The following is a 13,007-nucleotide window of genomic DNA, read 5'->3' as shown; positions in this document are numbered from 1 at the left end:
CACATCGTCCGACCCCTTTCGTTTGCGAGCCTGCCCTTGTCGAGTCCTAGCCACGTTGCCGAAACGCCGATCACCGAACGTGCGGAGCTGGCCCAGGTGCTGGCTTCCGGCGAGAAGCCGAGTGCGGACTGGCGGATCGGCACCGAGCACGAGAAGTTCGGCTTCCAGTTGGATGACCTGCGTGCGCCCACCTTCGACGGTGCACGCGGCATCAAGGCCTTGCTGACCGGGCTGACCCGTTTCGGCTGGGAGCCGGTGCAGGAAAACGGCCGCACCATCGCGCTGCTGCGCGACGGCGCATCGGTCACGCTGGAGCCGGCCGGGCAGCTGGAGCTCTCCGGCGCGGCGGTGGAAACCCTGCACCATACGTGCGTGGAAACCGGCACCCATCTGGACGAAGTGGCGCAGGTCGCCGGCGAGTTGCAGCTGGGCTTTCTGGGCATGGGCTTCCAGCCCAAGTGGCGTCGCGACCAGATGCCGTGGATGCCCAAGGGCCGCTACCAGATCATGAAGAACTACATGCCCAAGGTCGGCTCGCTCGGCCTGGACATGATGACGCGCACCTGCACGGTGCAGGTCAACCTGGATTACGCCACCGAAGCGGACATGGTGAAGAAGTTCCGCGTGTCGCTGGCGTTGCAGCCGATCGCCACCGCGTTGTTCGCCGATTCGCCGTTCACCGACGGCAAGCCGAACGGCTATCTCAGCTACCGCTCGCACATCTGGACCGACACCGACGCCGATCGCACCGGCATGCTGGATTTCGTGTTCGAAGACGGCTTCGGCTACGACCGCTACGTCGATTACCTGCTCGATGTGCCGATGTACTTTTCCTACCGCGATGGCGTGTATCACGACGCCAGCGGGCAGAGCTTCCGCGATTTCATGCAAGGCAAGCTGCCCGCGCTGCCGGGCGCGTTGCCGACATTGCGCGATTGGTCCGACCACATGACCACCGCATTTCCGGAAGTGCGTTTGAAGAAGTATCTGGAAATGCGCGGTGCCGATGCCGGCCCCTGGGATCGGTTGTGCGCGTTGTCGGCGTTCTGGGTCGGCCTGCTGTACGACCAGACCGCGCTGGATGCGGCCTGGGACCTGGTCAGGGATTTCAGCCCGACCGAGCGGCATGCACTGCGCGACGGCGTGCCCAAGCATGCGCTGGGCCTGCCGTTCCGCACTGGCACCGTGCGCGATCTGGCAGTGGAGGCGGTCAACATCGCACGCGAAGGCCTGCGTCGCCGCGCACGCCTGAACCGCGACGGGCAGGACGAAACCGGCTTTCTGGATGTCATCGCCGAGATCGCCGAAAGCGGCGTCACCGCTGCCGAACGCAAGCTGGCGCTGTATCACGGCGCATGGAACGGCGATATCGACCGCGTGTTCCGCGAGTTCGCTTACTGAGCGCGCCTTTGCCGGTTGCCAGCGCGTGTTGGCGCTGGCAGTCGTCGGCCGTCGGTGATGGCTGGTGGCGCCGGTGTCGCCGCGTCAGCCGATGTAGCCAGACGCGCAAGGCCATTGCCGGAACAGCTGTGTCGGGTCGTATCGGCGCAGTTGCCGCTTGCGCGGCCCGGCCGCACTCCATCTCAGGTCAGCGTCGCTCGGGCATGCAGGGCAGTCGTACGGTCACGCGCAATCCGCCACGCGGCCGATTGTCCAGACGTAGGTCGCCGCCGTGCGCCAGCACGATGCTGTGCGCCACCGACAAGCCCAGCCCGATGCCGCCGGTGTCGCGATTGCGCGAGGACTCGCCACGCACGAACGGCAGCAACAATTGTTCGCGCTGGGTGGGATCGATGCCGGGGCCGTCGTCGTCGATCCACAACACGCCGTCCTCGCCGTCGCGCTGCAGTTGCAGACGGGCGCGCTTGCCGTATTTCAACGCGTTTTCGAGCAGATTCATGACGGCGCGGCGCAATGCCAGCGGGTCGCCGTCCAGGGTGATTTCCGGGCCGGGCAGCAGCTCGGCGTCGGCGCCGATGTCGGTGGCGTTGTCGACCACGCTCTCCACCAGCAAGCGCAGATCCAGCGGCGCGCGTTCGCCGCGATGACGGTCGTTCTGGATGAAGTCCAGCGCTGCGGAAATCATCGCCTTCATCTCGTTGATATCGGCCAGCGCCTTGTCGCGCAGCGGTGGTTGCAGGCCATCCAGACGAAACGACAGCCGCGCCAGCGGCGTGCGCAAGTCGTGCGCAATCGCTGCGACCATGTGCGTGCGTTCGTTGATCAGGCGGTTCAGGCGCGCCTGCATCGCGTTGAACGAATCGGCCGCGCGCACGATTTCCGGCGGGCCGCTGCGTTGCAGGGCCGCGGCATCGGGATTACGGCCCAGGCGGTCGGCAGCCTCGGCAAAGCGCTTGATCGGTGCCGACAGCGCGCGCGAAAACCACCATGCCAGTGGCACGTTGGCCAGCAGGCCGGCCAGGAACAGCAGCACGACATGGGTCTTGAACTCGCCCGAGAGGCGTCGACGCGGCGATTCCACCGTACGCCAACGGCCATCGGACTGTTGCAGGGCGGCGGTGAACCCGTCCAGCAGCGGTACGCCGGGGGTCAGGCGCTCGCTTTCCCAGGCGCCGGGTAACTCGTCCGGCCGCAGCCCGTCGCCGGGCAGCGCAGCGGGGTGGCTGTCGCGCGGCCAGTCGTCCGGAAACGGCGGCAGAGGCTGCGTGCCAAGGCGTTCGTGCGCCCCGCCACCGCCGTCGCCCGCGTGGTCCCGGTTGGACCATCGCTGCGGCGGCAGCATGCCTGGCTGCGGGCCTTCACGATCATTGGCGTTGCGATAGAACCGCACCTGGCGTTCGGGCACATCCAGCCAGTGCGCAAGCAGCATTTCAGCGAAGGGGTCGCGCACCTGGCCTGTCGGCGGCACCGGGGCTTGCGCCGATTCGTGCACTTTCAGGGTCTGGGTGCCGGCCGGCATGCGGGTGGAGAGCAGCGCCACCACTTCCGGCGGATGGACGGGAGGCTCGTAGACGGGGGTACGCATCACCAGCAGGGCGATGCCCACCGCCTGGGCGGTGAGCAGGGCCACCGCCAACAATACAAAGGTCCGCGCAAAGATCGACAGCCCGCGCCGTGCCGGTTTGCTCACAGGCGCGAGACGCTCGGCAGGAGCATGTAGCCTTCGTTGCGTACGGTGCGAATCAATTCGGTATGGACGCGCTCATTGATTTTGCGGCGCAGGCGGCTGATCTGGCTGTCGATGGCGCGGTCGTAGACGTCGGTGTCGCGGCCACGGGCGTAGTCCAGCAACTGGTCGCGGCTGAGCACGCGCTGCGGGTGTTCGACGAAGGTGCGCAGCAGCGCGAACTCGCCGTCGGACAGATTGATGAAGATGCCGGTGGGGTCGCGCAGGTCGCGGCGTACCACGTCCAGCCGCCAGCCGGCGAATTCGTAGACGTTTCCGCGCTGGTCGGCCTGTTCGTTGCTGGCCTGGCTGCGCCGCAGCAGGGCGCGCACACGCGCCAGCAATTCGCGCGGATTGCAGGGCTTGGCGAGGTAATCGTCGGCGCCGACTTCCAGGCCGATGATGCGGTCGGTGTCGTTACCCAGCGCGCTGAGCATGATGACCGCAGGTGAACCGCGCTCGCTGGCCAGGGCGCGCGCTGCACTCAGCCCATCTTCTCCCGGCATCATCACGTCGAGTACGATGAGGTCCGGGCGGCGCTGCGCCATGACAGAGCGCATCTCCGCCACGTTTTCGGCCATATCCACCTGGTAGCCGTGGGCGCTCAGAAATTCGCCGATCAGCTTGCGCAGGTCCGGGTCGTCGTCGACCACGAGAACGCAGGGTTGTTGCAGGTCCATAGGGATCATCGTCTGTGGCGCGGCGCTTGGCCCGCGCAAGGTGGTGGCTGCCGGATACATGGTGCTCGCAATTGCAGGGCTGGAGCACGCATCATAATGATCGAATTTGTCAACCATTGGCACACGTGTAACGCACCATGACAGACCAGGATATCGCGCAGGAAGCCACGGCATCGACACTATGCCGTTGTACTGGCGCGTGCGTGCATGACAAGGCATTTCCAATGATGCGGGTGATCAGTCGCGACAACGGCGTGGGGCTGACCCGCGACATGGTGCTGATGGCCAACACGCTGCGCGCTGGCGGCGTGCCGGTGCAGGAAGTGGGATTCACCAGTCAACGCCTGCACGACACTGGGAGCGAGGCGCGCCTGTGGGCCAGCCGCATGCTGTTCGGGCGGGTGCCGCTGCAGATCTTTTCCGAGCGCGTGTACAAGCGCTGCCTGCCGCTGGGGCAGATCAACCTGCTGGTGCCCAACCCGGAGTGGCTGCTGCCCAAGTGGCTGCCATTGCTGCCGCGCTTCGATGCGGTGCTGTGCTGTGCAAGACCCACCATGCCGAGCGAATCTTCCGCAGCCTCGGGTGTGCCACACGCTTCATTGGCTTCACCAGCCCGGATCGGTACGACGCACGCGTGTTTCGTCAGCGCGCTTTCTTCCACCTGGCCGGGCGCAGTACCGCCAAGGGCACGCGCGTATTGCTGGACACCTGGCAGCGGCATCCGGAGTGGCCGCTGCTGACGGTGGTGCAGAACCCGCGCACCGCCGGCAAGCCGGTCGTGGCCCCGAACATCGACCACCGCGTGGGGTATCTGGACGATGCCGAACTTCGCCGCATGCAGAACGCGCATCTGTTCCATATATGCCCCTCAGAGGCCGAAGGGTTCGGGCATTATCTGATGGAAGCGCTAAGCGTGGGCGCGGTGACGCTGGCGACCGACGGCGAACCGATGAACAAGTTGATCAGGCCCGAACATGGGGTGCTGATTCCGGTGGCCGAGGTGCGTCAGCGCCGTCTGGCATCGTATTACTACGTGGACGCGGCAGGCATCGCACAGGCAGTGGAAACAGCCCTGGCATTGCCACAGGCCCAACTGGACCAGTTGTCGGCCAACGCGCGCGCGTTCTACCAGGCCAACGATGCGGCATTTGCCGCGCGCTTTCGCGCTGCGGTGCTGGCCTCGCTACCGGAGCATGCAGTGGACGCGGCGGTCGCCGCGGCGCCGGCTGCCGTCGAGAACTGACAGCGACAGCACCCGCGTCGCCACGGTCGGACCAGCTGCATCTTCCAATGCGTCAGCCGAAGCATGCGTTGCACGCACGTTGCATTTGCGCTGCGCATGCCGACAAGCGCCAATCCTCGCCGGTGCGCGGCGCGCGGTGGCAAATGCGCAGCACAGTCAGCTGCAACGCTTCCCGGACGAGCGCGGCCCAGCCCGCGTCCGCCGTCTGCATGCCGTGCGCAGATGTGCCATCCAGCCAGGGAGATCACGATGGTCCACGCACCACCACGCCTTGTCGTTACCACTGCAATGCTCGCAGCGCTCAACCTGGCAGGTTGTGCGAATTTCTGCGGTGCTGCGCATCATGCGCCTGTTCCCTACGCGCATCGTGAGCCGCCACCGCCACCGCCGGGTACAAGAAACATCGATGCGTTACCGGCTTGTGCGCCGGAACACGATGTGGTCCCAACGCTGCCTGCCGACGTCGCGCGCCGCGCTGCGCCGGAGCGGCAAGATCGGGGAAGCGTCGACGGCTGCCTGGTGCACAGGGGTGTCGCACCGCCGCCGCCGCCGCCCTTCGATGGCGACGCATTCGACGCACCGGATGCAGCAGATGGACCGCCCGGCCTGCCGCCAGACGATTCGGAATTCGATGCAGCGTTGCAGGCATGCGCTACCGCCGAAGGCATCGCAGCGCCGTTCCCGCAGGCGCCTTCGCCGGACCTGCCGCCCGACCTGCTGGCGGAATGCCTGGATGCCGCAGGATTTGCTCCGCCGCCACCGTCACCGCCACCGCTACCGCTACCGCTACCGCTACCGCCACCGCCACCGCTACCGCTACCGCCACCGCTACCGCTACCGCTACCGCTACCGCCGTTCCAGCCCCTGCGCTGATGCGGGGACGCCACGTCGGCGGTCGGCAACGGTAGCGATGATCGAAGGTTCAGGTGTTGGGGTATGGCCCGCAGCCATCGTTGTGCCGGGTGTCTCGCGTCTGCGGCGTGCGAGGTGTCGCCACCTCTGCGCAATGTGCGTGCTGCACTGCGGCTACAGGTGGCCTCTTCACCCATGTGCTGCCAGCGGGCAACTCGCGCATCGCCCCAGATGCCAACGAGGGGCGGTGATCGCACTCAACAAGACGACCGTCAGCAGGCCGCCGGGCATAGCTTTTTTCGAAACAATCCATATACTGCCCCCCAGTATTTCGCTGGAGCCGCCATGCCGCATTCGCCGCACGAGAAAAAGCGAGCGCTGGCGCGTGTGCGCCGGTTGCGCGGGCAATGCGACGCGCTGGAGCGGGCGCTGCAGGCGGGCGCAGACTGCGCTCCGGTCTTGCAGCAGATCGCCGCGATTCGGGGTGCCGTGAACGGACTGATGTCGCAGGTGCTTGAAGCGCATATCCGCGAAGATTTCGGGCACGCCGCCGCATCCGATGCGCAACGCGCCGAACGGGTGCAGGACTTGCTGGGCCTGGTCCGGTCCTACCTCAAATAGAACTCCCACCGGGTCGGCGCTGGTCGCGCCCCCCGTCCTCGAACCTCATCGTCAGGAGCGTCATCCCATGAAATCCCGTGCAGCAGTCGCATTTGGGCCCGGCAAGCCGCTGGAAATCGTCGAAATCGACGTCGCGCCGCCGAAAGCCGGGGAAGTGCTGGTCCGCATCACCCACACCGGCGTGTGCCACACCGATGCCTTCACGCTGTCTGGCGACGACCCGGAAGGCATCTTCCCGTCGGTGCTCGGGCATGAAGGCGGCGGCATCGTCGAACAGGTCGGCGAAGGCGTGACCAGCGTCAAGGTTGGCGATCACGTGATCCCGCTCTACACGGCCGAATGCCGCAAGTGCAAATTCTGTCTGTCCGGCAAGACCAACCTGTGCCAGGCCGTGCGCGCCACCCAGGGCAAGGGCCTGATGCCCGACGGCACCACGCGCTTCTCCTACAACGGCGAGCCGATTTATCACTACATGGGCTGCAGCACCTTCAGCGAATACACCGTCGTGCCGGAAATTTCGCTGGCCGTGGTCAACCCGGAGGCACCGCTGGAGAAGGTCTGCCTGCTCGGCTGCGGCGTCACTACCGGTATCGGCGCAGTGCACAACACCGCCAAGGTCAAGCCCGGCGAGAGTGTTGCCGTTTTCGGCCTGGGCGGCATCGGTCTTGCGGTGATCCAGGGCGCGGTACAGGCCAAGGCCGGGCGCATCCTGGCCATCGACACCAATCCGGGCAAGTTCGATCTGGCGCGCAGCATGGGTGCCACCGACTGCATCAACCCCAAGGACTACGACAAGCCGATTCAGGAGGTCATCGTCGAGTTGACCGATGGCGGCGTGGACTTCAGCTTCGAATGCATCGGCAACGTCAATGTGATGCGTTCGGCGCTGGAGTGTTGCCACAAGGGCTGGGGCGAGAGCGTCATCATCGGCGTGGCTGGCGCCGGCCAGGAAATCAGCACGCGTCCCTTCCAGCTGGTGACTGGCCGCGTATGGCGCGGCAGCGCCTTCGGTGGCGTCAAGGGACGTACGCAATTGCCGGGCATGGTGGAGCAGTCGATGAAGGGCGAGATCGACCTGGACCCATTCATCACCCATACCATGCCGTTGGAAGAGATCAACGAGGCCTTCCACCTGATGCACGAGGGCAAGTCGATCCGTACCGTGATCCATTTCTGACCAGGCGGCCAGGAGCGGCGCGCGGCCGCTTCCGCGCACGTGGTACCCGACACTCCGGGAGGAGCGTGATGACTAACGTGTCGATTCATCCTTCGGTAGATGATGGTGTTGCGCGAGGCGGTGCAGAAAATTTTCAAGGCGGCACGCTTGAATGCCTCTGCGCCAACGACAAGGTGACCGTCGAGGTGTCTGCGCAGACCGCGCATAACCATGCTTGCGGTTGCAGTAAATGCTGGAAACCCGATGGCGCGAAGTTCTCGGTCGTGGCGGTGGTTCCGCGCGACAACGTCAAGGTCACCGCCCACCAGGAAAAGCTGAAGATCGTCGACGAAAGCGCGACGATCCAGCGCCATGCGTGCACCGGTTGCGGCGTACACCTGTATGGGCGGATCGAAAACAAGGACCATGCGTTCTACGGTCTGGATTTCGTGCACACCGAGTTGTCGAAACAACAGGGCTGGTCGGCACCGGGCTTTGCCGCGTTCGTCTCGTCGATCATCGAAACCGGCACGCCCCCGGAGCAGATGGATGGCGTACGCGCGCGCCTGACCGAACTGGGGTTGCCAGCCTACGACTGCCTTTCCCCAACGTTGATGGATGCCCTGTCGGCCCATGTGGCACGCAAGAAGGGTCTGTTGCATTGATGGTCCAACCCTGCAACCGGCGATCCGGCTGCAGGGTTTTCTCTTCGTAAGGAATCTCATGGAACGTATCGAACACCGCGCCTGCTTCGGCGGCTGGCAGGATGTCTATCGGCATCCGTCGCACACCTTGAACTGCAGCATGCAGGTGGGCGTTTACCTGCCGCCGCAAGCCGCCGACGGCCCGTTGCCGGTGCTGTACTGGTTGAGCGGTCTGACCTGCACCGAACAGAATTTCATCAGCAAGGCCGGCGCGCAGCGCTATGCGGCCGATCATGGCGTGATCCTGGTTGCGCCCGACACCAGCCCACGGGGCGAGGATGTGGCGGATGCGGACGGTTACGACATCGGCAAGGGCGCCGGCTTCTACGTCGATGCCACGCAGGCGCCGTGGGCGGCGCATTACCGCATGTACGATTACGTGGTGAACGAATTGCCGGCGTTGATCGAAGCGACCTTCGCCACCACCGGTGCGCGTGCGATCAGTGGCCATTCGATGGGTGGGCACGGCGCCTTGACCATCGCACTGAAGAACCCGGGCCGTTACCGCAGCGTGTCGGCGTTTTCGCCGATCGTGGCGCCCAGCCAGGTGCCGTGGGGCGAGAAAGCATTTGGCCAGTATCTGGGCAACGACCGTGCGACCTGGAAAGCCTACGATGCCACCGCATTGATTGCCGACGCTCAGGAGCGTTTGCCGCTGCTGATCGATCAGGGCGATGCGGACGAATTTCTGCAAAACCAGCTGAGAACCGCGCTATTCGAAGACGCTGCCAAGGCCGCCGGCTACCCGGTGACGGTGCGGTTGCAGCCCGGTTATGACCACAGTTACTACTTCATTTCCAGCTTCATCGGCGAGCACATTGCGCATCACGCTGCGGCGTTGCGTGGGTGAGTGCAGGCGCTTGCATGTATGGCCTGAAGACGCGCAGCGCAGCTGGGAGTTGCATGACATACACATCGGCTGCGCCTGTACGCTGCCGCACCCTGGCTATCTCATCGCCGCGCTTGCCGAACTGCTGGCTCCGGGTTTTGCTGCGATGATCACGCCGGGCATTGTGTTGCCGGTGCTGGCTGGCGAAACGACGCCTTACCAGTGGCTGCCGATCAAAAGCGTCGATCGCGCGCGCTGGGATGCCAGGAGTTTTTTGCAACGTGGATCTGTTTTGGAGCGGCTGCCAGAACCTTGCGAGTCGTCGTCACCTCCGCATGGGGCGCGTTTGGGCGACAGAATGTAAGCTTGATGCACGCCGCACCGAGTACCGGCCACAGCCGCCTGGCGGCGAGTGCAGTCGTTCTGCCAGTCCGCTGAGCGCGGCCCTTTGCAGCAGTCGCGTATTGATCGACAACGCAGTTTGATGGACAACGCAGTGTCGGTGCGAACCAGCCACCTGCGCGATGCCTGTGAACGTCCGCAGGCGGCGTTTCAACGCGGTCATCGTGCAGCCAGTTTGCCCAGCCGGCGCATTGCCGCTTCCAGGGTGTCACTCCACGGCTGGCCGCAGCTCAGGCGCAGGTGATCGGCGTAGTCGCCACGGCTGGAATACAAATGCCCGGGCGAGGTGCCGATGCGTTCGGCCAATGCGGCTTCGAACAACGCCTGGCCGCTGCCGCCTTCGGGCAATTGCAGCCAGAGCGACAATCCGCCAGCGGGGTCGCCGACACGCGTGCCTGTTGGCCAGTGCCGCACGATCGCATCGCGCAGGCGTTGCCCGTTGTCGGCCAGTGTGCGGCGCAGCTTGCGCAGGTGGCGTTCCAGATCGTGATGCGTCAGGTAATCGGCCAGCGCCAGTTGTGGCAGGCTGGCACTGCCAACCGTGGAAAAATACTTGGCGCGCACCAGTGCGTCGGTCCAGTCGCCCCCGAGCAACCAGCCCACGCGCAGGCCCGGGGCCAGCACCTTGGAGAACGAGCCGCAGGTGATCACGTTGGCATGTGTATCGAAGTGGCGCAGCGGACGTGGGCGCTGGCCCGACCAATCGAGCTCGCCGTAGATATCGTCTTCGATCATCACCGTGCCATGTCGCGCGCAGCTGTCGAGCAGGGCGCGCTTGGCGCTGTCGGGGGTAAGGCTTCCAATTGGATTATTGAAATTGGGTACCAGCACGGCAGCGCGCACCTTCGTGCGTTGCAGTAGCGACTCCAGGCGCGCGATATCGATCCCCTGGCCGCTGCGGTTGGGCACCTCCAGCACCTTGAGGCGCAATGCGGCCATCGCCTGCAAGATGCCGTGATACGTGGGAGTTTCCACCAAAACGACATCGCCGGGCATGGTGAGTGTGCGCAACGCCAAACTGATGGCTTCCATCGCGCCGGCGGTGATCACCACTTCGTCCGCAGTCACGCTGGTGGCGCAATGCGCGTAGCGTTGTGCGATTTGCCGCCGCAGCGCGGCATGACCTTGCGGTGGCGCGTAATCCAGTGCGGCAGTGCGCTGGCGCCGCAACTGACGCGACAATGCGGCGGCCAGGTGCGCGGCGGGTAACAGGGCAGGCGCAGGAGTGGCGGTGTGCAGCGGCAACAGGTCGGTGCGCGCCACGGTATCTAGCACGCGCTGCAATGCCGGATGATCGACCATGCCAGGCGTGCGTCGACGCGGCGCAGCTAGCGCGGCAGGCGATGCAACGGCCGTGGCGCGCACGAAGTAGCCCGCGCGCGGCCGCGCCTGTACGCGTCCTTCGCGCTCGAGTTGCAGACACGCCTGCACCGCCGTGGCCGCGCTGATGCCGTGATTGGCGGCCAACTGCCGGATCGAGGGCAGGCGCTCGCCGGCGCGCAACGTGCCACGCTCGATCTGCTCGCGCAGCCGCATGGCGAGCGATTCGTACAAGAGCATTGAAGGCGCCTCATCTGTACTGGTTGATTTGTAGCGTATCTGAATCTGTACTGGTCAGGGGCAGCGCTGCACACTGCTGCTGTGCCGGCCCGCGTGTTGGCGTTCCCGTTGTGTGCGAGGCCGGTCATGCCGCTTTCCGTGTTCGTCATCGATGCGTTCACCACGCTCCGCTTCAAGGGCAATCCGGCTGCGGTGGTGCCGCTGCAGGCCTGGTTGCCGGATCCGCTGATGCAGGCCATCGCCAGCGAAAACAACCTGTCGGAGACGGCATTCTTTGTACGCGATGCCGATGGCGTGTTCGCGATCCGCTGGTTCTCGCCGCTGAAGGAGGTCGGCTTCTGCGGTCACGCGACGCTGGCCAGCGCGTTCGTGATCGCCACCCAGCAACTCGCACCGTTCCCGCTGCGTTTGCGTGCGGCCGCGGTCGGCGAACTGGGTGTGGAACGGCTCGCCGACGGCAGCTTCGAGATGCGCTTTCCGAAGCAGGCGCCGGCCTTGGTGGCAGCGGTACCGCAGGCCCTGCTCGATGCCTTGTCGATCGCGCCGCAGACGGTCTACGCCAACCGGCAGGCGTACATCGCGGTGTACGCGGACGAGCGCCAGGTGCGCGCGGTGGTGCCGGATCTGACGCGCATGCTGGCGTTGGCGCCACGGGATGTTGCGGTGACCGCGCCCGGCAGCGGCCACGATTTCGTATCGCGTTATTTCTGGCCGGCCAATGGCGGCGCCGAAGATCCAGTGACCGGCTCCATCCATGCGGCATTGGCGCCGTTGTGGGCGCAGACCCTGGGCAAAGCGCAGCTGACCGCGCTGCAAGCTTCAACGCGTGGCGGCGAGCTTGGCTGCCGGGTCGAAGGGCCGCATGTCTATGTGCGCGGCAGCGCAGTGCAATACCTGCATGGGACGATCGCGTTGTGAGCGCGGCCGTCGCCGTGGCTACCAGCGCAGCGCGCCGTGCCGTCTGGCAATTGCTGGTGGCCGAAGTGCTGATCGGCTCGGTCGGTGTGTTCGTGCATGAAAGCCGCCAGGACCCAGTCACCGCCGTGTTCTATCGCTGCCTGTTCGGTGCGCTGTTTCTCACCGTGTGCGGTGTGTTCGGCGGCCAGTTGCGGGGTCTGTGGCAGGAGCGCGCATTGCTGCGCGATGCGACCATCAGCGGAGTATTGCTGGTGCTCAACTGGGTGGCATTGTTCGCCGGCATGGCGCGCTCGTCGATCGGCGTGGCGACGATGGTCTATCACGTGTTCCCGTTCGTCATGCTCATCCTGGCGGCGGTCTTACAGGGCGAGCGTACGTGGCGCGCGGATCTGGGCTGGACGCTGCTGGCATTCGTCGGGGTGGCGTGCTCCGCCGATCCGGCGCGGCTGTGGCAGGCGGTCGATCGCGGCTATCTGCTCGGCATCGCCCTGACCCTGCTGGCAGCCTTGCTGTGCGGCGCATCGCTGCTGATGTCGCGTCGCATCAGCCGCGAGCGCCCGCTGGCGGTCGTGACCGTGCAGTGCTGGGTCGGCACGCTGCTGTTGGCCGGCTTCTCCAGCAGTGCGGCGCTGCATCCAGGGCTGCATTGGGTCTGGCTGGTCGGGTTGGGCGTGATCCACAGCGGCGTGGTGTACGTGCTGTTCTATTCGTCGTATCGCCATCTGCACGTGGCCACGATCGCCGTGTTGGCGTTTGTGTACCCGTTGGTCACGCTGCTGCTGGATTACCTGCTCTACGGCCACGCCTTGGTGCCGCTGCAGTGGCTGGGCCTGACGCTGATCGTGGTCGGCACGCTGGCGGTGAATCTGAAATGGCGATGGCCACGCCGCGCAGGGACGACGGCGTAACCAGCCT

The 13,007-nt window shown here is 65.5% G+C and carries 11 protein-coding genes and 2 pseudogenes; 10 read left to right on the top strand and 3 right to left on the bottom strand.

Features of this window, described 5'->3' with window-relative positions; translation table 11 throughout:
* The first annotated feature begins 36 nt into the window (after positions 1–36).
* Positions 37–1,401 carry a glutamate--cysteine ligase gene (locus J7360_RS03250; protein ID WP_081027955.1) on the top strand — a complete coding sequence of 455 codons (1,365 nt, stop codon included), beginning with the start codon at positions 37–39 and terminating at the stop codon, positions 1,399–1,401.
* A gap of 187 nt (positions 1,402–1,588) precedes the next feature.
* Here the strand turns inward: J7360_RS03250 and J7360_RS03245 are convergent, their stop codons facing one another.
* Both J7360_RS03245 and J7360_RS03240 read right to left on the bottom strand, forming a co-directional pair.
* On the bottom strand, positions 1,589–3,091 hold the full coding sequence (locus tag J7360_RS03245; protein WP_057663198.1) for an ATP-binding protein: 1,503 nt from the start codon (positions 3,089–3,091) through the stop codon (positions 1,589–1,591).
* Positions 3,088–3,807 (bottom strand): response regulator transcription factor, encoded by a 720-nt coding sequence (locus J7360_RS03240; protein ID WP_011050505.1) that lies wholly within the window; start codon positions 3,805–3,807, stop codon positions 3,088–3,090. Before J7360_RS03240 ends, J7360_RS03245 begins: the two co-directional genes overlap by 4 nt.
* A gap of 137 nt (positions 3,808–3,944) precedes the next feature.
* On the opposite strand from J7360_RS03240, the pseudogene J7360_RS03235 reads away from it, so the two are divergent.
* The 7 genes and pseudogenes from J7360_RS03235 (at position 3,945) to J7360_RS03205 (ending at position 9,576) form a co-directional block, all read left to right on the top strand.
* Positions 3,945–5,050: pseudogene (locus J7360_RS03235) on the top strand (glycosyltransferase).
* A gap of 438 nt (positions 5,051–5,488) precedes the next feature.
* Positions 5,489–5,824 (top strand): annotated as a pseudogene (locus J7360_RS03230) (hypothetical protein); the annotation flags it as partial.
* A gap of 423 nt (positions 5,825–6,247) precedes the next feature.
* Positions 6,248–6,523 carry a metal/formaldehyde-sensitive transcriptional repressor gene (locus tag J7360_RS03225; RefSeq protein ID WP_005911021.1) on the top strand — a complete coding sequence of 92 codons (276 nt, stop codon included), beginning with the start codon at positions 6,248–6,250 and terminating at the stop codon, positions 6,521–6,523.
* A gap of 67 nt (positions 6,524–6,590) precedes the next feature.
* Positions 6,591–7,700, top strand: coding sequence for an S-(hydroxymethyl)glutathione dehydrogenase/class III alcohol dehydrogenase (locus J7360_RS03220; protein ID WP_007974085.1), 1,110 nt, complete (start codon positions 6,591–6,593; stop codon positions 7,698–7,700).
* 68 nt (positions 7,701–7,768) lie between these two features.
* The gene (gene gfa, locus J7360_RS03215) at positions 7,769–8,344 is read left to right on the top strand and encodes an S-(hydroxymethyl)glutathione synthase (RefSeq protein WP_057663226.1); all 576 of its coding nucleotides are present in this window, start codon (positions 7,769–7,771) and stop codon (positions 8,342–8,344) included.
* A 58-nt stretch (positions 8,345–8,402) separates the two neighbouring features.
* Entirely contained in the window at positions 8,403–9,233 is an 831-nt protein-coding gene (gene fghA / locus J7360_RS03210) for an S-formylglutathione hydrolase (protein WP_057663211.1), read from the top strand.
* Complete coding sequence (locus J7360_RS03205; RefSeq protein ID WP_244667743.1) at positions 9,202–9,576, top strand: hypothetical protein; 375 nt, start codon at positions 9,202–9,204, stop codon at positions 9,574–9,576. The genes fghA and J7360_RS03205 overlap by 32 nt, the downstream gene beginning before the upstream one ends.
* Positions 9,577–9,773: 197 nt before the next feature.
* Here J7360_RS03205 and J7360_RS03200 read toward each other — a convergent pair whose 3' ends face one another.
* Positions 9,774–11,174, bottom strand: coding sequence for a PLP-dependent aminotransferase family protein (locus tag J7360_RS03200; RefSeq protein WP_209033238.1), 1,401 nt, complete (start codon positions 11,172–11,174; stop codon positions 9,774–9,776).
* A gap of 126 nt (positions 11,175–11,300) precedes the next feature.
* Here J7360_RS03200 and J7360_RS03195 point away from each other — a divergent pair, with 126 nt between their 5' ends.
* On the top strand, positions 11,301–12,092 hold the full coding sequence (locus J7360_RS03195) for a PhzF family phenazine biosynthesis protein (protein WP_057663163.1): 792 nt from the start codon (positions 11,301–11,303) through the stop codon (positions 12,090–12,092).
* Positions 12,089–13,000 carry an EamA family transporter gene (locus J7360_RS03190; protein ID WP_209033236.1) on the top strand — a complete coding sequence of 304 codons (912 nt, stop codon included), beginning with the start codon at positions 12,089–12,091 and terminating at the stop codon, positions 12,998–13,000. Before J7360_RS03195 ends, J7360_RS03190 begins: the two co-directional genes overlap by 4 nt.
* The last annotated feature ends 7 nt before the right edge of the window (positions 13,001–13,007 follow it).

Origin of the sequence: Xanthomonas sp. D-99, from assembly GCF_017746145.1 — a bacterium.
Taxonomy (GTDB): domain Bacteria; phylum Pseudomonadota; class Gammaproteobacteria; order Xanthomonadales; family Xanthomonadaceae; genus Xanthomonas; species Xanthomonas cissicola.
This window is presented reverse-complemented; position numbering and strand designations above follow the sequence as displayed.

What these genes read in the sequence shown, in the direction of transcription:
- J7360_RS03200 (WP_209033238.1), bottom strand. Translation starts at nt 11,174, where the DNA reads ATGCTCTTGTACGAATCGCTCGCCATGCGGCTGCGCGAGCAGATCGAG.
- J7360_RS03220 (WP_007974085.1), top strand. Translation starts at nt 6,591, where the DNA reads ATGAAATCCCGTGCAGCAGTCGCATTTGGGCCCGGCAAGCCGCTGGAA.
- fghA (WP_057663211.1), top strand. Translation starts at nt 8,403, where the DNA reads ATGGAACGTATCGAACACCGCGCCTGCTTCGGCGGCTGGCAGGATGTC.
- gfa (WP_057663226.1), top strand. Translation starts at nt 7,769, where the DNA reads ATGACTAACGTGTCGATTCATCCTTCGGTAGATGATGGTGTTGCGCGA.
- J7360_RS03195 (WP_057663163.1), top strand. Translation starts at nt 11,301, where the DNA reads ATGCCGCTTTCCGTGTTCGTCATCGATGCGTTCACCACGCTCCGCTTC.
- J7360_RS03225 (WP_005911021.1), top strand. Translation starts at nt 6,248, where the DNA reads ATGCCGCATTCGCCGCACGAGAAAAAGCGAGCGCTGGCGCGTGTGCGC.
- J7360_RS03240 (WP_011050505.1), bottom strand. Translation starts at nt 3,807, where the DNA reads ATGGACCTGCAACAACCCTGCGTTCTCGTGGTCGACGACGACCCGGAC.